Genomic DNA, 18,038 nt, shown 5'->3' with positions numbered 1-18,038 from the left:
GGATCATCTTGCGGGTTTCGATCTTTGGTCTTTGAAGGGCCTTCAGACCATCCACTTCAGGCATTTTGCGGCGCAGGCGACCGGGTCTATGGTTTCGATGGCCAGCGATTCACGCACCATCTCGACGACTTGCACCATTCCGGCACACCCCAGGATCACTGCATCGATGTCATCACCTTGCTGGGCAAGAAGTGCCTCTTCCTTGATGGCCAGAGCCGCGTGTGTCGGCTCCTGTTCCAAAGCCAGAACCGGCACCCCGGATGCGCGCACCTTGGCGGCAAACGGCAGCATCCCCTGACGTTCGATATTTGCCTCGATCACAGGCACCGACGCTGACAGTGTCGTTACAACGCTGAACCTCCAATTCCGGAGTGCCGCATAGTGATAGGCGGCTTGGCCGATCCCGATTACCGGGCAGTCTGCCAGATTGGCAGCCTCTTCAAGTGCCGTATCATCAAAGCATCCGATGATTATGCCATCCGCGTTGGCGTCAGAGGCCTTCGATACAAGTTTGAGAAGCGGCGCAGCGGCAGCCTTGCCGTCGCCGGCGCCTTGAATCGCGGGCGGCCCATCGTGCGATGTCCATCCTTCGAAGCGCAATCCGGGAGCCGATCGGCGCGCCTGCTCCAGCATGGCCTGTGTCATCGACACGGTGCTGTTGGGGTTGATGACGATAACAGTCATCAGATCATGCCTTGGCCTGCATCCGATCCCTGCCGTGAGCGGTGGCGATTCATGATCCACACCACCAACAGGAACACGCAGATCACCAACAGTGAAAAGACGGTCGTCAACGTGCCCAGGGCGAACAAAACGGGCGTTGTCACGTTTGTTGTCATGCCGAAAATTTCGAGCGGGAGGGTATTGTAGCTGCCGGCGGTCAGCAGGGTGCGCGCAAATTCATCATAGCTGAGCGTGAACCCAAAGAGGGCGACACCGATCAATGACGGCGCGATGATCGGAAGCACAACGTGGCGAATGACCTGCCAAGGGCTAGCGCCGAGGTCGCGCGCTGCTTCTTCAAAAGAGGGATCGAACCGGTTGAAGACGGCGAACACGATCAGCAGGCCGAAAGGCAAGGTCCATGTAAGCTGCGCCCCGAAACCCGAGCTTGACCAGTGCACCGGCAGTCCTGACTGGGACCAGATCAGCCCGACCCCGAGTGAGATCAGGATCGAAGGGATGACCAGCGATGTGATGATCAGGTAGAAGACAAGGGAGGAGCCTGCAAAGCGTTTGCGGAACGCAAGGCCGCCCATCACGGACACGATGACAGTCGTCACCATCACCATCAGGCCCAGAACAAGCGACCGGGAAAAGGCGCCCCAGATATCGCCCACGGCCTGCTGCTCGAACAGGTCGCGGAACCAGTGCAACGAAACGCCCCGCATCGGAAAGGTCAATCCGCCCTGCGGCCCCTGAAACGACAGGATGCCGATGGTCACTGTGGGACCGTACAGGAATGCAATGAACAGGATGAAAAACACAGTCAGGGCGTAGAAGGATTTGGGACGCGGTTCCATCTTCAGAGCTCCTTTCGGATGTCGACGAAGCGCAGGAGCGTTCCGATCAGCAAAAGGACCGTGACGAGCAGGATGACTGCGGTCGCAGATGCTGACGGGTATTGCAGCAGTCCAATATCATTCTGGATCATCCGCCCGACATTGGCGGACTGGGATCCGGACATGAAACGCACCGTGATGAAATCCCCCATCACAAGGGCCACGACGAAAATGGTGCCGATCATGATCCCCGGTTTGGTCAGCGGAATGATCACATGCCAAAGCGTCTGCCAGCCTGTGGCGCCGGCATCCGCAGCAGCCTCTATCAGTGATTTGTCGATCCGCATCATCGTGTTGAAGATCGGGACCACCATGAACAGCGTGTAGAGATGAACGAATGCGAGGATCACGCTGAAATCGCTGAACAACAGCCACTCCAATGGTTCGTCGATGACCCCCATGGAGATGAGCGTCGAGTTTGCGATCCCGTTGCGCCCGAGAAACGGGATCCATGAAATCATGCGGATGATGTTCGAGGTCAGAAACGGGATCGTGCAGAGCAGAAAGAGTGCGATTTGCCAGGTCAGGCTTCGGATGTGAAATGCAAGGTAGTAGGCGACGGTAAAACCGATCAGAAGCGTGCAAGCCCATGTGATCGCGGCATATTTGAACGTGTTGATGAAGACCCTGTAGGTCACGTCCGACGTGAGCAGGAACGCGTAATTGTCGAACTGGAATGCCGGATAGATTGACCACTCCGTCGCCCCCCAGAAGCTGACGACGATGATCATCGCAATCGGCGCGACCAGAAAGACAAGCAGCACGAGGGAAAGTGGGGCTGCCAAGAGCCAGCCAACGACCGAATTGTTCCGCAAAACCGCCTCTGAAGTTCTTGTTGTCTCTGGAAAGAGCCGGAGGGCCGAAACCCTCCGGCGGGCATCGCTTATGCTGCGATGAATTCGTTCCACTTACGGACCATGTACTGGTTTTCGTCCATGACCGCGTTCCAGCACGCCACCGCACCCATGCGGTCAAAGAACGAACCGCCATCGCGGACCTCACCGGCTTGCGCCAGCGTATCGCCCGTGGGTGAGGTGATGATGTCGGTGGCTTCCTTGCCTTCGAACCAGTAGCCCCACTCGTTCTCGGTCATGAACGCCTTCGATGTTTCCGGCACCGCCGAATAGTAGCCCTGACGCATCAGGTATCCGCCGACCCAACCCGAGAGGTACCAGTTGATGTACTCGTAGGCTGCGTCCAGTTCCATGCCGGACAGGGACGACGACAACCCTATGCCGCCACCCCAGGACCGATAACCTTCTTCCAGCGGCTGGTAGACACACGGAATGCCGCGCGATTTGACAGCTGTGATGGCGGGTGACCACATGGACTGGATCACGACCTCACCACTGGCCATCAGGTTCACGCTTTCATCGAAGGACTTCCAGAAGGCGCGGAACTGGCCGTTCTTCTTGGCCTCGGTGAAGATGCCGATGGTCATGTCGATCTCTTCGCGGGTCATGTTGCCCTTGTCGGGGTAGGTGTATTCGCCCATCGATTCGACGACCATCGCCATGTCCATGATTCCAATCGACGAGATGTCGAGGATCGACGCCTTGCCCTTGAACTCGGGGTTCAGCAACTCGGACCAGTTGTTGATCGGGCGGCCGATCAGGTCGGGGCGGATGCCGAGGGTGTCGGCGTTGTAGATCGTGGGGATCAGGGTCATCCAGCCGGATTCGTTGTCTACGAAGGACGTGCCTCCCGGGCCTTCGACAAAGCCCACGCTATGGGGGGCGGTACCTTGGGCAATCGTACTTTCCGGCGTCAGTTTGCCGTCTCGGAAGATGCCTACGATCTTGTCGTAGTTGGCGATTTTCGAGGTATCCATCGCCTGCAGGTTGCCGGTCGGCCAGACTTTCTTGCAGATCCAGTATTCGATGTCTGCGATGTCGAAACTGTCGGGCTGAGTAGCGGCGCGCTGGGTTACGCTGTCGGAATCCAGAGCCGTCATTTCCAACGTGAAGCCGAGGTCTTCCTTGACCTTCTGCGCCACATCATTGAGGTTCGAGACCCCGGTGCCAAACTGGCGCAAGGTGATGTCTTTTGTCTCTTGCCCCCACACCATTGGAGCCGGAAGCGCGGCGGCCGCCACCGCCGCGCTGCCCGCTTTCAGCATTGACCTACGGGAATAGCGTATCTTTGAAATGGTCGTCATGTTTCGTCCTCTTCTGTTGAACATGTCTTTAACCGGCCAGGGCGTGTGCTGCCCCTGCCTCCCAGTCGAGGCCGATTGCCTCTCCCAAATCCTTCGGATTGTCGAAGAAATCCCGATCTGAAAGCAGTGCTGTGACTTCCTGCTCGCCGGGAACGGCGGCGGTGAGCGTTACATGCGTGCCTTGGTATTCGATGTTGGTGATTGTGCCCGGCAGTCTGGCGCTTTGCGACGCCGTGACCTTCATGGCATCCGAGCGAATGGCCAGCGTGCCTTCGGGCATCGATACCACGTTGTGGGAGCCAAGGAAGCGCGCGACGAATGCGGTTTTCGGGGCGTCGAAGACGGCGCGGGTTTGTCCGGCCTGTTCGATGATCGCGTTGTTCATCACGACAATCTCATCGGCCAGCGCCAGGGCTTCATCTTGCCCGTGGGTGACGTGCACAAACGTGATGCCGAGCTCGCGTTGGAGTTTTTTCAGCTCTGCACGCATGCGAACCCGCAAAAAAGGGTCCAGCGCCGACAGCGGTTCATCCAGCAGAAGAACATCTGGTTTCGTGATCAGCGCGCGCGCGAGCGCGGCGCGTTGTTGCTGGCCGCCCGACAACTGGGCCGGAAGGCGGTCCGCCAGCGCGGTCATGGCCACGAGTTCCAGCATCTCGTCCGCACGGGCTGCGCGTGTTGCAGCGTCCACGCCCTGCATTTTCAAACTGAATGCAACATTCTCGCGCACACTCAGATGCGGAAAGAGCGCGTAGTTCTGGAACATCATTGCCGTTCCGCGCTTCGCAGGTGGCAAGTGCGAAATATCGCGGCCACCGAGCGTGATCGCGCCATCGGAGACGGATTCATGACCGGCAATCATCCGCAGCGTCGATGACTTTCCGCACCCCGACGGTCCCAAAAGACAGGCATAGGTCCCCGCGCTGAAGTGATAGCTGATGGCATCGACAGCAACGGTCGCGCCGTAACGCTTGGTCAGGCCGACCAGTTCCAGGTCCAGGTTCGGGGTCATCGCGCCTCCACGTGTGTGGGCCAACTCTGTGCGATGCTTCTTTCGCTGGCCAAGCAGAACCCGTGTCCTGCCGGGTGCCGAGATGAACAACTGCTCGAATTCGACCAATTCAGGCGAAATTTGTATAAAATTTCAGCACAGATTGTATACGATCTGCCCTGATTTCGTGTGAAGGATTGAGTGGCCCGTGCGCGGTGTGCACGCTTTTGGCAAGGACCTGCATTATGCCAACAGCGACTGATCTGAAACCAGCAAACGTTGAGGGAATCGTTTCCCAACTGACCGAGGCGGTGCACGAACACCGTCTGCATCCCGGAGCAAAACTTCGGGAGGATGAGATCTGCGAGATCTTCGGTGTCAGCCGGACCATCGTCCGTCAGGCGCTGCGTGTCATGGAGTTCGAAGGGCTGCTGACGATCGAGAAGAACAGGGGCGCCTTCGTGTCAAAGCCGACGCTGAAGGAGGCGAGAGAGGTCTTTCAGGCCCGCGCGCTTCTGGAGCCAAGTACGGCCCGGGCGGCTGCGGAGCGCGCAAACGCAAACGATATCAAAAGACTCGAACGCCACATCGAGGATGAACACGCGGCCCTCGATCGTGACGAGGCTGGTCTTGCGTTGAAGTTGTCCGGTGACTTTCACCTCGAACTCGCCCGCATGGCCGATCAGCAGACCATCGAGCAGTTCTTGAGACAGCTGATATCCCGGTCATCGCTCGTGATCGCCCTTTACTGGCGTCGTCGCAACGCACTGTGCGAAAGCAACGCGCACCACGCCCTGGTCGATGCCGTGCGCAACGCAGACGGCGACAATGCCCAAGAGCTTATGAAAGGGCACTTGCTCGACATCTTTTCACAGCTTGATCTGAAGGAGCGCGCGGAAGGCATGACCTCTCTCAGGGAGGCGCTTCGTCAATGATCGAATTTCGCACTGCAACCCTGTCCGAAGTGGCGCAGATCTTGGATTGGGCCGCGCAAGAGGGGTGGAACCCCGGTCTTGATGATGCCGGGGCGTTTTTCGCCACGGATCCGGACGGGTTCTTTGTCGCCGTTGACAAGAGCGGCGAGCCGATTGCGGCAATCTCTGTCGTCAACCATACGCCCGACTTTGCCTTCCTCGGTCTTTACATCGTCCGGGCCGCCTACCGGGGGCATGGCATCGGGGTCGGCCTGTGGGCCCACGCGCTTCGGCACGCGGGCGACCGCACAATCGGATTGGACGGCGTTGAGGCCCAGCAGGACAATTACCGCGCCAGCGGATTTACCTACGCCGGCGGAACCACCCGTTTCACAGGTACGTTGAATGGCGGGCGCGCGAAAGGCGTTCGTGATCTGCACTCAGACGATATCCCAACCCTGATCGGGATGGAGGCCGCGGCTTCGGGTGTGGCGAAATCCAGCTACCTTGCTGGCTGGGTTGCGGGGGCTGCGACCAGACGCACGGTGGTCTTCGAGCACGCGGGCACGATCACGGGCTTCTGCACGGTGCGGGCCTGCCGGGTTGGCGCAAAAATCGGCCCCCTTGTCGCTGCTGACGAGGCAACCGCGCAAGGGCTTGTCATGCACGCCGCAACCTTGTTCGAAGGCCCCGTCACACTGGACGTGCCAGAAAGTGCCACGGCATTGTTTGACCTGTGCACGCAGCTTGGTCTGGACGCAGGGTTCAAGACAGCGCGGATGTACCGCGGAACACCGGTGGCAGCGCATCATCCGATCTATGCGGTCACCAGTCTTGAGCTTGGCTGACCCGAACACGGGCCGCCTTGCCGCCTTTGCGTTGCGTTTTCGTTCGCTGGCAAATGCAAAGCGGCCCCAGCACTTGACGGGGGCCGGCAGTCATGGACGTGTGAAACCCTGCGCGCCTCAGCCTTCGGGTACCGAAAGCGCGGTATCGACGGCAGAAAGCGGCAAATCGAGGCGTTGCATATTCAGTTCATCGAGGAAGCGATGCTCCATACGGGTCAGCGTCCCCGGCATCACGGCGATATGTCCATCTGCGGAGCGTTTGGCGATCTGGCGCGCGAAGGTACGGAGCATCTGGTCGTCAAACCGGCAACCAAGAAACAGGAACGGGCGATTTGTGCGGCGCTCCTGAACTTCCTCCGGGATTGGACGCTGGATGTCGATCTCGGTGAGCACCTCCACATAGTCGCTGTCGGACATAAGAAAGGACGACCCTGATTTGCCCAAGCCATGGGGTTTGTACAGCAGCGTTTTCCAGGCAGGATCGGGCTGATCGATCTCTTGCCCCGCGCTGTCATAGGTGCGGGTGAAGATGTCGATCCATTCCCCATTGCGGCTGACGCCCTGAACCAGCCCCCAGTCCGTGCCCTCGAAGGCGTTCAGGAGGCCGTCGTCATACCAGCTGTCAACTACCATCGGCGGTCGCACGCGCGCTAGCCAGTCATGGATCGGGTTCGGCGCTTTGGTTTCGGCGTCGAATGCGTCGTTGATGATTTTGTTGAGAGTCGCGCGAAACTTGCGGCTTTCAACGTATTGCGCAACCGACCAGAGATTGCCGCTGGCCCGCCGCGGAGCACGAACCTGCTCTTCGATCAGCGCACAGAGCGCTTCGGGTGTGGCCGGGAACTGGCTTCCCGAAAGGGCGGAGACACCCGGTCCGAGATACGCGATGCGTTTGCCTGCTGCGACCTCATCCAGGGCGCGCTCAAGTGTGTCGAGTTCGGACATTGTTCAATCCTCGTCCGCGGTCGCAAGGCGCCGCGCGTCAATGGTGATGGGCAGTTTCGGGGGGGTGTCGAAGGCGGGCATCGCAAAAACCCACCCGTTCGACAGCTTGGCCCAGCCGCCCCAGAGATCGGGCTTTTCCTGGTCCACGATCATTTCTTCGAGGTCTTTCTTGGGCACGTAGGCTTCCATGCCTTTCGGGGTGTTGCGGATCATGACTTTCATGATGTCGTCTCCAGTGGCTGGCGGGTGACAATGTGGGATTGCAGCGGCCGACCGGCATCGCAATCAAAACCGCGTTGCTCCGAAGCGACTAGTTCGCGTTCGCGCATGCCGACAATGCTTTGGCGGTCCACGAAATCGACCGCATAGATGTAGAATTGCTGGAGAAAGACACCTATGTCGCGCACATAGCCGACATCGCCTTTCTTGACGACGGTCTCGCCGATTTCCTTGCCCGCCATCGTGCCGTCGTTCTTGATGTTCTTTTTCGAGATGACCTTGTCTCCGGGGGCGTAGATCGGGTCTCGGTACACTTCGATTTCTCTGTCGTCTGTGGACATGGGCCTCAAGCCTCCGTTCTGAGTTGAGCCAGCCGTTCGGCGGCGGTTTCGCGGATGATGTCTTCGGGGTCTTGCAGCAGCGCGGTCGCCGCAGACTCATCTCCGCTTTCGGCGGCAGTGTGGCGGACGCGCATATCGGGGTCGTCTACAAACAAACCCGGCCTGCGCTCTGCCGCCTGGCGCCGGACCAGCGGATCGGGATCGTTGCGGAAGCGGTCGAGCCACGCCCGCCCGATCCGGCGCGCCACGATGCGCCGAATTTCGGGATCGTCATCGGGGATCATCACGGGCAGCATGCCAGCCTCGGCCCGCCGCGCGACGATGGAGCGGACATAGCTGTCTTCGTCCGACATCATCGGGAGTAATTGATCAAGCGGCAGACGATGGGCGACGGCAATGCGAACGCGACGGTCGGGATCCTTGATCTTGCGTTCGGCGTTCTGGCGCGGCAGCCGCAGGACCGCCATCGCGCGCACGCCCGCATCCTCGTCCGTCAAGAGCCGGTTCAGGCGAAAGACGGACGCCACGCGCGCGGCGTTCATGCGGGTCTCGAAGTAGGGCATCGCGAGGCAATCATCCGCAAGATCGGGATTGAGAACGAAGAACCTCTCGATCCGTTTGGCATAGCGATCATGGGCGCATGCCCAGCCCTGGTTGCATTGACCCGAGGCGATCCGCGCACGAAAGGCGCAGGTGCCGCAATCGAGCGGTTCACCCAGCCAATCGACGGGATCGGGTCCATCCGGCACGTGGTCAGGCCGGAATGCAGGTTTCAGGCACCGGGCAAACCTGCGCGCATTGCGGATCGTCGAAAGTGCCGACACATTCGGTACAGAGCTCCGGGTCGATGACGTAGGTTTCGCCAGTGAAGCTGATGGCGGCGTTGGGGCATTCGAATTCACAAGCGCCGCAAACCGTGCAGTTGGATTGGACAATGGTAAGGGCCATGGGCGGTTCCTTTCTGCGGGGGGATCAGGCGATTTCGGCGGCCGGCAGACCGCGCTTGGTGCGGTATACGGCGGACACTGCGGTTTCGATGTAGTCGTAGGCATACTCTTGGATGGCCTCGATCCCGGCCTCTTCCAGCGCTTCGCGCGGGCAGTCGCCGATTTTGGCGCACAGGATCGTGCTGATGCCCTCCAGCGTCTTGATGACGAGATCCAACTTGTCGTCCTCGCCGTAGCCACCGACACAGTAGTTGTCGCAGCGCCGGTGGGTCACGAAACGCACGCCTTCGGCATCAACCTCGAACACTTGGAATTCCGTCGCATGGCCAAAGTGCTGGTTGATACGCCCGCCGCCCTTGGTGGCCACGGCGACCAGCATGGCTTCTGCGTCTTCGGCCACGGCGGTTTCGGTTTCGGCCTGGGCGTCGGCTGCGGCAGCCCGGCGGTCTTCGCGTTCCTTGGCGACCCATTCGCGGTAGGTGTCGCGCTTTGTCGGATCCACCGTGACTTCTTCCGGGACCAGATCCATCGTGAATTCCTGCCCGCGGTCCTCACCCAGAAGACCGACCGCGTCTGCGCGGCACTGGCGGCAGTGTTTCATCAGGTTCGCCCCGCCTGCGCAGGCGTCTTGAAGCTCTTTCAGTTCCGCAGCCGTCGGACCGCGTTGTCCTTCCAGTCCAAAGACCGTGCCATGTTCCGGTGCCGAGATCAGCGGCATGATGTTGTGCAGGAAGGCGCCGCGCTTCTTGACCTCCTTGTTCACCTCAAGCAGGTGCTTGTCGTTGATCCCGGGGATCATCACGGAATTGACCTTCACGAGGATCCCGCGTTCGTGCAGCAGGTCGAGGCTTTCCATCTGGCGCTCATGCAGGATCTGGCTGGCTTCCAATCCGGTCCGGCGTTTGTGCTGATAGAAGATCCACGGGTAGATTTTCGTGCCGATCTCTGGGTCGATCATGTTGATGGTCAGGGTCACGTGATCGATATTCATGTCGAGCAGGTCGTCGACATGGTCGGGCAGGGCGAGGCCATTGGTCGACAGGCACAGTTTGATATCAGGCAGCTGCTCGTGCACCTTCTCGAACGTGGCCTTTGTCTTGCGCCAGTCATAGGCGCTGTCTCCCGGACCTGCGATGCCAAGAACGGACAATTGCGGGATTTCGTTTGCGACCGCGATGACCTTGCGCGCGGCCTGGTCCGGGGTCAGACGTTCTGACACCACGCCCGGCCGGCTTTCGTTCGCGCAGTCGTATTTGCGATTGCAGTAGTTGCACTGGATATTGCAGGCGGGCGCAACGGCGACGTGCATACGGGCGAAATAGTGGTGCGCTTCTTCGGAGTAGCAGGGGTGGTCTTTGACCTTCTCCCAGGTGGCCGGGTCCATGTCTTCGGGGGCGTCGGAAGATCCGCAGGCCGAGGACGAACAACCGTCGGATTCCATGGCTTTGGTGAGCGTGTCTTTCGAGCCAACAGACAGACCGTCGAGGGAGATGACATTGGACATTGGCGGCACTTCCTTCCGGATGGATTGAGAGGTTCTCGGGGTATTCAGCAAGAAGCGTGCCAAGTCTGCGGCGGGGAATGTCGTCTGATTGTCGGTATTCCAACAATGGCCAAACCGAAAAACGGCCCGCGTTCTGGCGGGCCGTTCATTCTGCGCGTCATTGGCTGTTTATATTTTTCGGACTTCGACGCCGTGTTTCTGCAACGCGTAACTGATCTGCCGTGGGGTCATCCCGAGGAGCCGAGCCGCCTTGGCCTTGACCCAACCGGCCTCTTCCATGGCAGCGACCAGCTCGTCCCTCGCGGTATTGGCTGTCTTGCGGCGATTGACCTCGCCCCGTTCAAACGCTTGCGGAGGGTGCGGAACCGCAGGCTCGGGCGAGGTATCGACCGGAGCGACGGACGGTGTCACCACACTGCCGACAGCCAGACCGCCGATCGGGGATGCGCCGTTTTGCAAGCGCGCAAGGTCCGCCGAGAGGCACGCGTTGCGGCGACAGGCCAGTTCATTGTCCAGCACGATCTCGCCATCCGACAGGGATGCCGCGCGGTTGACGCAATTCTCAAGCTCCCGGACATTGCCGGGAAACTTGCATTTGCAAATAGTATCAAAGGCATCGGGCGCAAAGCGCACATTCGTTCCGTTGGACTTGTTGAACTGGTCAAGGAACAGTTGTGCCAGCGGTCGGATATCCCCGGCCCGGTCGCGCAAGGGGGGCAGGACGATCGGTACGACGCAGATACGGAAGTAAAGATCGGCGCGAAAATCACCCTGGGCTACCGCATCCTCGAGGTCGCGGTTCGTTGCGGCAACGACGCGCACATCCGCCTTCATCGTGCGTGTGCCGCCAACGCGTTCGAACTCGCCCTCCTGAAGAATGCGCAGCAGCTTGGTCTGGAAGGTCGGGCTGATCTCGCCGATTTCATCGAGGAAAAGCGTCCCGCCATCCGCCAGTTCGAACCGGCCTTTCTTGAGGTTGGTGGCCCCGGTGAAAGCGCCTTTCTCATGACCGAAAAGCTCGGATTCGAGCAATGTCTCCGAGAGGGCCGCGCAGTTGACGCGCACAAAAGGTCCCTTTGACCGGTTCGATTGACTGTGCACCGCGCGGGCAAAAAGTTCCTTGCCTGTCCCGCTTTCGCCGCGCAGCAGAACCGGGGTACGTTTATTGGCAACGCGCTTGACCTGTTCGATCACACCGGAAATAGCCGGGCTGTCGCCGATAATGCCATCGAGGCTGACCGGCGTGCTGATCCGCTCAGCCTGACCTTTGAGGGCTTGCACAAGGCGACGGGTATCGGCTTGCGCGCGCGCCCGGTCCAGCGCGATGCGGCGCCGAAACCGCAGGGCCTGCTCCAGAAGTGAGGCCACCATCGTAAGGACGCGCACATCGACTTCGGGCAATGCAGGCTGCGTCGAGTCATGACCCCGGTAGGCTGCCAGAAGGCCAATGACGAAATGGGTTTTTTCCGGATCTCGCAGTGGTACCGCGATCAGCGTCTGATCTTCGCCGCGCAACCGCCGGGGTACCGCATCCTGGCCGAATTCATCCGCCAGATCGAACGAGATGAGCGGGACGCCGGACCGGAAGACCACCTTTGCCACACGCTCGGACAGGACTTCGTTCGGGTCGTCCGTTTCATCGCGGGCGAACGCGGTCGCGGCGATCCTGAAGGGGTTGGATATGCCGGGCGTGGCATGGTCGCTCGGCTCCGACAGGAGCGCAAGAACGCCGTGCCGCAGGTCGAGGAACGACGACAGCACATTCAGAATGTCGGGTACAACTTCAATCGGGTCGGCGGCGCTGGCGAAAGTCTTGGCCACTTCGTAGATTGCGTCCAAAGCAAGGCGATCCATTGCCTGTTTTCGCCCGGTGCTCTGATCGAAGGCCAGGGAGTTGTGCGCGAGGGTGTCAAGGTTCGGGTCTAAGGCAGTCATTGATTGACGTACTCCTTATTGGCGTTGGAGGCGATTACTCCAAATGATCTCGCGGCGAGGCTTGGCAGGCCAAACCTCGAATCCCCAACGGTTTCATAACACTGCGCCTGTCCGGGTGCTTTTTGCAGGTGCAGAAAGGCTCTTTTGCCGCAGGGTTCCGCCGACGCGTGCCGTCGGAGGCATGGCAAATGATGGATTTTCCAGCGTGGTCTGCCAGTAATTGTGCAGTCGTGAGTCACAATGCGCCAAATTCGCAGAATGCTTGAGAATCAAGCACTCAAAGCGTTTTTGCGCCGTTCGTAGGAGGACGCGACGCCAAGCGACATCCTGTACTTGGCCACTGTCCGTCGCGCGATTTTCAGGCCTGACCCTTTCGCAAGGTCGACGATATCTCCGTCGCTCAATGGTGCGGTCGGATTTTCGTTGCGTAGCGCGGTCTCGACAAAACCCATCGCCTTGTCGCGCGACACGGCTTGCCCGTTCTCCGCAGGCCCCACCGCACGAGAGAAGAAAGCCCGCAGGGGAAGCGCATGGGTCGGGGTCTGGATCATGCGACCTGACAGTGCGCGGCTGATCGTCGAGGCATGCAAACCCAGTTCTTCCGCCACATCTTCCAGCGTCAGGGGCGCCAGGTGTTCGGGGCCTTTTTCAAGAAATCCGGATTGGCGCGCCACGAGGACCGATGCGGCCCGCAGAAGCGTGTCGCCGCGGCGGTTCAAGGCAAGGGCCAGCGCGCGCGCCTCGGCCAGCGCGCGGCGCCGCTCCTTGCGGGCTTCTTTGTCGACCTGTCCATCTTCGAACCGATCCTGGCGCACGGTGATCTTGTGCAATGTCGCGCGGTTGAGTTCGACCTCCCAACCATCCTCCCCGCGCCGCACGATCAGGTCGGGCGGAAACACAGGCGTCGGGACGTGGTCAAACGCAAGGCCGGGTTTCGGGTTCAGGCCGCGCACCATCGCCAGCAAGTCGGACAGTTCGGAGAGTTCACAGTCGCACAGGTCGGCAAGTTCGCCCATGCGGCGTTCGCCGACGAGATGGATGTTCTCTATCAGGGTTTCGAGATCCCACGTCAGAATGTCCGCATCGCGCGCCTGAAGAAGCAGGCATTCCTTGAGCGACCGGGCAAACAGCCCTGCGGGTTCGAAGCCCTGCAGGACTGACAGTACCCGTTCAGCCAGCGATAACGGAACCGAGGCGAGCAGTGCTATGGTTTCTGCAGATTGACCCAGCCAGCCCGTGGGTTCCAATGCCTCTGCAAAACGCAAGGCAACCAAGCGTTCCCTCGGGTCGTCGAAATGCAGTTCGATCTGGCTGACAACATGAGACATCAGGCTGGGTCGATCCGATGACAGCAGGGCGACGGCGTCAAAATCCTCGTTGCTGCGGGCGGCAATCGCGGGGGCCGCAGCATAGGACACGTAGGGGTTGGATTGCGCCTTTTCGGCCAGATACTCTGCCAGATCCTCCGATGACATACCCAGAATGGCCAGCGAGTTGAGCATTTGCCCGCTCATCTGCTGGGTCTGGGTTTGGGTCTGGGTGAATGTCTGAACCATTTCCATGGCGGTTGGACCTATCTCTTTGTCGCGTTACCCCGTGACGGGGTTTGTGCGTCTTCCCTTTCGCAATGTGTCGGCCTGCTTCAGTGTGCAGGCAGGTGTGAAGCGGCTGCCGTGAGAGGGATCATCTCACAGCCGCTCCGGTTTTCCTAACCTTCGACTTCGTCGGCGGAGACCGCGTTCAGCTGGCCGAAATTCGCCTCGCCAATGGTGTCTTGCAGCTGCAGTTGCGTTTCGAGGAAGTCGATATGGCTTTCTTCATCCCCCATAAGGTTCTCGAAAAGCTCCATTGTCACGTAGTCCCCGGCTACGCGGCAGACATCGCGCGCCTCCTTGTACAAGGCCCGCGCGGAGTATTCGGCCTCAAGGTCGCATTCCATAGTTTCCTTGAGCGTTTCACCGATGCGCAGCGGGTCGAGCACCTGGAGGTTTGGATGCCCCTCAAGGAAGATGATGCGCTCGATCAGTTTGTCGGCGTGTTCCATCTCTTCGATGCTTTCCTCGCGGCTTTTCTTGGCCATCTTTGCAAAGCCCCAGTCTTCCTGAAGGCGGTAGTGCAGCCAATACTGGCTGACCGCAGTCAGCTCATGCCGCAGCGCCTTGTTCAGGTACTCGATGACTTTTTCGTTGCCTTTCATGGGTCGGTCCTTTCCGTGGTGGGCCGCTGTTCAGGGGGAGGGGCTGGGTGTGCCTGAAGGCAGGCGAGTTCTTTTGAGACCATTTCGCTGACCAGCGCGGCGCATCGCCCACACTCCATGCGCCGGTTTGTCATGCGAAATGCGCGGCCGGGTGTGACCACCGTATAGGGTTGGCTGGCGCAGTTGGCCTGTATGGCCAGCCGCAGGGTCGAGGTGGAGAGCCGGGTGCAGGAGCATAGGATCACATAAGCCTCCGGATCAGGTCTGGCTCGGTGCCTGACGCCATGGCGGCAGGGGCCGGGTACGGCATCTGCGCGCTGGCTTCGCGAACCTGCGTCGCGCGTCCGTTGCTGAGTATCACCACGCGGTCGCACAGGCGGCGCACTTCCTCGGGGGCGTGGCTGATGAAGATCATCGGGATCTGGGTGCGGTCTTGAACACGGGCGATCAGGTCCAGCGTACGCGCCTTGAGGTCGGCATCCAGCGCGCTGACCGGCTCGTCTAGCAGCAGCAGCGACGGTTCCGCCATCAACGCGCGCGCAATCGCTGCGCGCTGGCGTTCTCCCCCCGAGAGCCGCGCCGGGCGCGCGTTGAGGAGCGCACCAAGATCAAGGGTTTCGATCACCTCGCGCCAGAATGCGTTGCCGCGCTGGCGCGCCCCGAATGCGATGTTGCGACCAACAGACATGTGCGGAAACAACAGACCCTGCTGAAAGACAACACCAATGCCCCGTGCCGCCGGGGCCACGTCGATGTTGCGGCCGTGATCAAACAGGGTGTCACCGTTGATCGTGATGCGCCCGGCATCCGGGCGGACATGCCCGGCAAGGCACGAAAACAGCGTGGACTTTCCCGACCCGGACCGCCCGATCAGGCCCGTGATGCCCTGCGTGGGCAGGCTGAGAGCGATATCAAGGCAGAACCGGCCCCGGGTGTGATGAAGATCAATCGTGATCATGCCGCGAGCCCCTCCCGGGGGGAGAGCCGCCGGCCAAGCGCTTCGGAGGCCAACAAGGCGGTTCCCGCCAAGGCAAGCGAGATCAGGCACAGGCGCAGCGCCGCTATGTCCTCGCCCGGGCTTTGGGTTACGGTGAACAGCGCCAGCGGCAGGGTTTGCGTCCGCCCCGGCATGTTGCCTGCCAGTGTGATGGTTGCGCCGAACTCGCCGACGGCACGGGCGAATGCGAGTGTTGTTCCGGTCAGCAGACCGGGGGCCAGAAGCGGAATGGTGACGGAGGCAAAAATACGGGCTTCGGAAGCGCCCAGGCTGCGCGCCGCTTGCGCGTAGCGCGGGTCGATCGCCTCGGCGGACTGGCGGATCGCGCGCACCATCAACGGGAAGCCGACAATCGCACACGCGATGATGACTGCGGTTTCGCTGAACGCGATGCGCCAGCCGAAAAGCTCATAGAGCGGACCGCCGATCGGACCATTGCGGCCAAGCAGCACCAGGAGAAGGTAGCCAAGCACGACCGGTGGCAGGACAAGCGGCAGGTGCACCACCGCATTGAGGACCGCGTGTCCGGGGAAGCGTTTCGTCCCGAGAAGCAAGCCAAGCCCGATGGCAAGGGGCAGGGACCAGAGAACGGCCTGCGCCGAGGCGCTCATGGACAGGGCGAGCGCCGCCTGTTCCATTTCTGACAGACCGAGGGTCATGGGCCCGTCTCCACCAGAAATCCATTGCGTGACAGGATGGCCCGACCCGCGTCGCTGTCGAGAAACGCAAGCAGCGCTGTTGCGGCGGTGGCGTCGGAGCCCTGCGCGACCGGTGCGATAAGGTAGCGGATCGGGGGGTGACTATCCGTTGGAATGTCCCGGATCACCTGAACGGCCTGACCGGTCGCATCGCTGGCATACACGAGGCCAAGCGCCGCTTCGCCCTTGGATACAGCCGCGACCGTTGCAAGCGTGTTGCGGGTGGGCACGTGATGTGGCGCGATCGATGACCAGAGGTCTTGCGCTTCAAGCGCCGCGCGCCCGTAGGCGCCGACGGGGGCGGTCGCGGGATCGGCCATGGCGAAGAATTCGTCGTCAAGGCGGGCATCCAACGACAGACCCGCCCAGCCTGTATCACCTTCGGGGGCGATCAGAACAAGGCTGTTGGACATCAGCACGCGTACGGCTTCGGCGTCGATCAGTCCGGCATCCACAAGATACGTCATCCATTTCGGATTTGCGGAAACAAAGAGGTCGGCAGGCGCCCCTTGCTCGATCTGGCGGGCGAGCACGCCTGACGCGCCGTAGCTTGTCACAGCCTTGATCCCGCTCGCAGCCAGGGCTGCATCAAGCGCGCGATTGGTGGAGGCCGCAGCAAGAACAACCGGGTCTGCCAATGCCAATGACAGCATCGACAGCCAGCTTGCGACGGCCCCCGTCAGATATCGCGCGAAACGGGTCACTCGGCGGCCAGTTTCAGCGTGTCGATCCCGACAAAGCGGTTCCGGCGTTTTTCGTCCTCGTCGCGATGAACCTTGAAGACCTTTTCCGCAATCGGCGTACTGGCGACGAAGTCGGTGTAAGCGCGTTTGAGCAGTTGGCGGCTTTCCAGAAACACTTCCTCCTCGTCCATGCCGACAAAGCGCGCATCGCGCAGATAGCCACCGAAACGCTTCATGATGTGCAGCCGAGAGATGTTCACAACCTCCGCTTCATAGGGCAACAAGAGGTAGGTGAAGATGTCCTCAGCGGAGGACAACTTGTTGATATGGTCCAGAACGCCGGCTTCTTCGAAATCCTTAGGCATGGTGGTCTCCTTGCAGGTCTTTTGGGGCTGGGTTTGAGAAAATGGCGGGGGGGCTCGGCGGGCATTGCGCCTCTGCCGTTTGGTCCCGTGCGGCAAGCCGCGCTTCGAGAAACGCGATGCGATCAGCAAGGCGCAGGAGCGTGCGACCCACCGGGTCGGGCATGAGGTGATGGTTCAGGTCGACACGGTAGGGATCGTTCGAACGCGCGGTTCCGGTCTGCACGATGCGGGCCGGAATGCCGACGACCGTGGTCTCCGGCGGGACCGTTTCCACGACAACCGAGTTGGCGCCGATACGGGCGTCCGCGCCGACCGTGATAGGGCCGAGTATCTTGGCGCCCGCGCCAACCATGACGCGGTCTTCGAGGGTCGGATGGCGTTTTCCCGCGTTCCAGGACACGCCTCCGAGGGTGACGCCGTGATAGAGCGTGACATCCCGGCCCACGACAGCGGTTTCGCCGATAACGACACCCGCGCCGTGATCGATGAAAAAGCCCGGACCGATGCGCGCGCCGGGGTGAATGTCGATCGCCGTGACCATACGCGCGAGGTAAGAAAGCAGTCGCGCAGCGCTGCGCCAGTTAATGCACCAGAGTGCATGTGCGATGCGATGGGCGAGCATTGCGTGCAGACCGGGATAGGTGAGCATTGTTTCGACCGCCCCCCTTGCTGCCGGGTCCCGCTCGCGGATGGCCGAGAAGTCGCTGCGCAACAGGGTGGTGAAACTGGCCATT

General features: G+C 60.8%; 21 protein-coding genes. 2 read left to right on the top strand and 19 right to left on the bottom strand.

Annotated elements, in window-relative coordinates; genetic code table 11:
- Positions 1-42 precede the first annotated feature (42 nt).
- The 5 genes from ACP15N_RS03935 to ACP15N_RS03915 form a co-directional block, all read right to left on the bottom strand.
- Positions 43-684, bottom strand: coding sequence for an aspartate/glutamate racemase family protein (locus ACP15N_RS03935; RefSeq protein ID WP_425090911.1), 642 nt, complete (start codon positions 682-684; stop codon positions 43-45).
- Positions 684-1,523, bottom strand: a complete 840-nt coding sequence (locus tag ACP15N_RS03930) for an ABC transporter permease (RefSeq protein ID WP_425090910.1) — start codon at positions 1,521-1,523, stop codon at positions 684-686. Before ACP15N_RS03930 ends, ACP15N_RS03935 begins: the two co-directional genes overlap by 1 nt.
- Positions 1,524-1,525: 2 nt before the next feature.
- On the bottom strand, positions 1,526-2,347 hold the full coding sequence (locus ACP15N_RS03925; RefSeq protein WP_425090909.1) for an ABC transporter permease: 822 nt from the start codon (positions 2,345-2,347) through the stop codon (positions 1,526-1,528).
- Positions 2,348-2,445: 98 nt separating this feature from the next.
- Positions 2,446-3,711, bottom strand: coding sequence for an ABC transporter substrate-binding protein (locus ACP15N_RS03920; protein WP_425091599.1), 1,266 nt, complete (start codon positions 3,709-3,711; stop codon positions 2,446-2,448).
- Between the two features lie 37 nt (positions 3,712-3,748).
- Positions 3,749-4,732, bottom strand: coding sequence for an ABC transporter ATP-binding protein (locus ACP15N_RS03915; protein WP_425090908.1), 984 nt, complete (start codon positions 4,730-4,732; stop codon positions 3,749-3,751).
- 224 nt (positions 4,733-4,956) lie between these two features.
- Between ACP15N_RS03915 and ACP15N_RS03910 the strand changes: the two genes are divergently transcribed.
- Both ACP15N_RS03910 and ACP15N_RS03905 read left to right on the top strand, forming a co-directional pair.
- Entirely contained in the window at positions 4,957-5,646 is a 690-nt protein-coding gene (locus tag ACP15N_RS03910; RefSeq protein WP_425090907.1) for a GntR family transcriptional regulator, read from the top strand.
- Positions 5,643-6,473 (top strand): GNAT family N-acetyltransferase, encoded by an 831-nt coding sequence (locus ACP15N_RS03905; protein WP_425090906.1) that lies wholly within the window; start codon positions 5,643-5,645, stop codon positions 6,471-6,473. The genes ACP15N_RS03910 and ACP15N_RS03905 overlap by 4 nt, the downstream gene beginning before the upstream one ends.
- Positions 6,474-6,590: 117 nt before the next feature.
- On the opposite strand, the gene ACP15N_RS03900 is transcribed toward ACP15N_RS03905, so the two are convergent.
- The 14 genes from ACP15N_RS03900 to cysE form a co-directional block, all read right to left on the bottom strand.
- On the bottom strand, positions 6,591-7,418 hold the full coding sequence (locus tag ACP15N_RS03900) for an SIR2 family NAD-dependent protein deacylase (RefSeq protein ID WP_425090905.1): 828 nt from the start codon (positions 7,416-7,418) through the stop codon (positions 6,591-6,593).
- A gap of 3 nt (positions 7,419-7,421) precedes the next feature.
- Positions 7,422-7,640 carry a putative nitrogen fixation protein NifT gene (gene nifT / locus ACP15N_RS03895; protein ID WP_425090904.1) on the bottom strand — a complete coding sequence of 73 codons (219 nt, stop codon included), beginning with the start codon at positions 7,638-7,640 and terminating at the stop codon, positions 7,422-7,424.
- Positions 7,637-7,978, bottom strand: a complete 342-nt coding sequence (locus tag ACP15N_RS03890) for a nitrogen fixation protein NifZ (protein ID WP_425090903.1) — start codon at positions 7,976-7,978, stop codon at positions 7,637-7,639. The genes nifT and ACP15N_RS03890 overlap by 4 nt, the downstream gene beginning before the upstream one ends.
- Positions 7,979-7,983: 5 nt before the next feature.
- Positions 7,984-8,727 carry a 4Fe4S-binding leucine-rich repeat protein gene (locus ACP15N_RS03885; RefSeq protein WP_425090902.1) on the bottom strand — a complete coding sequence of 248 codons (744 nt, stop codon included), beginning with the start codon at positions 8,725-8,727 and terminating at the stop codon, positions 7,984-7,986.
- A gap of 4 nt (positions 8,728-8,731) precedes the next feature.
- Complete coding sequence (locus tag ACP15N_RS03880) at positions 8,732-8,926, bottom strand: 4Fe-4S binding protein (RefSeq protein WP_425090901.1); 195 nt, start codon at positions 8,924-8,926, stop codon at positions 8,732-8,734.
- 24 nt (positions 8,927-8,950) lie between these two features.
- On the bottom strand, positions 8,951-10,429 hold the full coding sequence (gene nifB / locus ACP15N_RS03875; protein WP_425090900.1) for a nitrogenase cofactor biosynthesis protein NifB: 1,479 nt from the start codon (positions 10,427-10,429) through the stop codon (positions 8,951-8,953).
- A 168-nt stretch (positions 10,430-10,597) separates the two neighbouring features.
- Positions 10,598-12,364, bottom strand: coding sequence for a nif-specific transcriptional activator NifA (nifA, locus tag ACP15N_RS03870; RefSeq protein ID WP_425090899.1), 1,767 nt, complete (start codon positions 12,362-12,364; stop codon positions 10,598-10,600).
- 269 nt (positions 12,365-12,633) lie between these two features.
- Entirely contained in the window at positions 12,634-13,926 is a 1,293-nt protein-coding gene (gene rpoN / locus ACP15N_RS03865) for an RNA polymerase factor sigma-54 (RefSeq protein ID WP_425090898.1), read from the bottom strand.
- A 146-nt stretch (positions 13,927-14,072) separates the two neighbouring features.
- A complete protein-coding gene (gene bfr, locus ACP15N_RS03860; RefSeq protein ID WP_425090897.1) occupies positions 14,073-14,561 on the bottom strand; it encodes a bacterioferritin in 489 nt (162 codons plus the stop codon).
- 241 nt (positions 14,562-14,802) lie between these two features.
- Positions 14,803-15,519, bottom strand: a complete 717-nt coding sequence (locus ACP15N_RS03855; RefSeq protein WP_425090896.1) for an ATP-binding cassette domain-containing protein — start codon at positions 15,517-15,519, stop codon at positions 14,803-14,805.
- Positions 15,516-16,217: a molybdate ABC transporter permease subunit gene (modB, locus tag ACP15N_RS03850; RefSeq protein WP_425090895.1), complete on the bottom strand. Its 702-nt coding sequence runs from the start codon at positions 16,215-16,217 to the stop codon at positions 15,516-15,518. Before modB ends, ACP15N_RS03855 begins: the two co-directional genes overlap by 4 nt.
- A complete protein-coding gene (modA, locus tag ACP15N_RS03845; RefSeq protein ID WP_425090894.1) occupies positions 16,214-16,960 on the bottom strand; it encodes a molybdate ABC transporter substrate-binding protein in 747 nt (248 codons plus the stop codon). The genes modB and modA overlap by 4 nt, the downstream gene beginning before the upstream one ends.
- Positions 16,957-17,304: a nitrogenase stabilizing/protective protein NifW gene (gene nifW, locus ACP15N_RS03840; RefSeq protein WP_425090893.1), complete on the bottom strand. Its 348-nt coding sequence runs from the start codon at positions 17,302-17,304 to the stop codon at positions 16,957-16,959. The genes modA and nifW overlap by 4 nt, the downstream gene beginning before the upstream one ends.
- A complete protein-coding gene (gene cysE, locus ACP15N_RS03835) occupies positions 17,297-18,037 on the bottom strand; it encodes a serine O-acetyltransferase (protein WP_425090892.1) in 741 nt (246 codons plus the stop codon). The genes nifW and cysE overlap by 8 nt, the downstream gene beginning before the upstream one ends.
- Position 18,038: the final 1 nt, after the last annotated feature.

The organism is Tropicimonas sp. S265A (genome assembly GCF_049800835.1).
In the GTDB taxonomy this organism is placed as follows: domain Bacteria; phylum Pseudomonadota; class Alphaproteobacteria; order Rhodobacterales; family Rhodobacteraceae; genus Dinoroseobacter.
This window is presented reverse-complemented; position numbering and strand designations above follow the sequence as displayed.

Excerpts from the sequence above, each read along its gene's own strand:
- ACP15N_RS03935 (WP_425090911.1), bottom strand. The coding sequence starts at position 684 with ATGACTGTTATCGTCATCAACCCCAACAGCACCGTGTCGATGACACAG.
- ACP15N_RS03930 (WP_425090910.1), bottom strand. The coding sequence starts at position 1,523 with ATGGAACCGCGTCCCAAATCCTTCTACGCCCTGACTGTGTTTTTCATC.
- ACP15N_RS03915 (WP_425090908.1), bottom strand. The coding sequence starts at position 4,732 with ATGACCCCGAACCTGGACCTGGAACTGGTCGGCCTGACCAAGCGTTAC.
- ACP15N_RS03910 (WP_425090907.1), top strand. The coding sequence starts at position 4,957 with ATGCCAACAGCGACTGATCTGAAACCAGCAAACGTTGAGGGAATCGTT.
- ACP15N_RS03905 (WP_425090906.1), top strand. The coding sequence starts at position 5,643 with ATGATCGAATTTCGCACTGCAACCCTGTCCGAAGTGGCGCAGATCTTG.
- ACP15N_RS03900 (WP_425090905.1), bottom strand. The coding sequence starts at position 7,418 with ATGTCCGAACTCGACACACTTGAGCGCGCCCTGGATGAGGTCGCAGCA.
- nifT (WP_425090904.1), bottom strand. The coding sequence starts at position 7,640 with ATGAAAGTCATGATCCGCAACACCCCGAAAGGCATGGAAGCCTACGTG.
- ACP15N_RS03890 (WP_425090903.1), bottom strand. The coding sequence starts at position 7,978 with ATGTCCACAGACGACAGAGAAATCGAAGTGTACCGAGACCCGATCTAC.
- ACP15N_RS03880 (WP_425090901.1), bottom strand. The coding sequence starts at position 8,926 with ATGGCCCTTACCATTGTCCAATCCAACTGCACGGTTTGCGGCGCTTGT.
- nifB (WP_425090900.1), bottom strand. The coding sequence starts at position 10,429 with ATGTCCAATGTCATCTCCCTCGACGGTCTGTCTGTTGGCTCGAAAGAC.
- nifA (WP_425090899.1), bottom strand. The coding sequence starts at position 12,364 with ATGACTGCCTTAGACCCGAACCTTGACACCCTCGCGCACAACTCCCTG.
- rpoN (WP_425090898.1), bottom strand. The coding sequence starts at position 13,926 with ATGGAAATGGTTCAGACATTCACCCAGACCCAAACCCAGACCCAGCAG.
- bfr (WP_425090897.1), bottom strand. The coding sequence starts at position 14,561 with ATGAAAGGCAACGAAAAAGTCATCGAGTACCTGAACAAGGCGCTGCGG.
- ACP15N_RS03855 (WP_425090896.1), bottom strand. The coding sequence starts at position 15,519 with ATGATCACGATTGATCTTCATCACACCCGGGGCCGGTTCTGCCTTGAT.
- modB (WP_425090895.1), bottom strand. The coding sequence starts at position 16,217 with ATGACCCTCGGTCTGTCAGAAATGGAACAGGCGGCGCTCGCCCTGTCC.
- nifW (WP_425090893.1), bottom strand. The coding sequence starts at position 17,304 with ATGCCTAAGGATTTCGAAGAAGCCGGCGTTCTGGACCATATCAACAAG.
- cysE (WP_425090892.1), bottom strand. The coding sequence starts at position 18,037 with ATGGCCAGTTTCACCACCCTGTTGCGCAGCGACTTCTCGGCCATCCGC.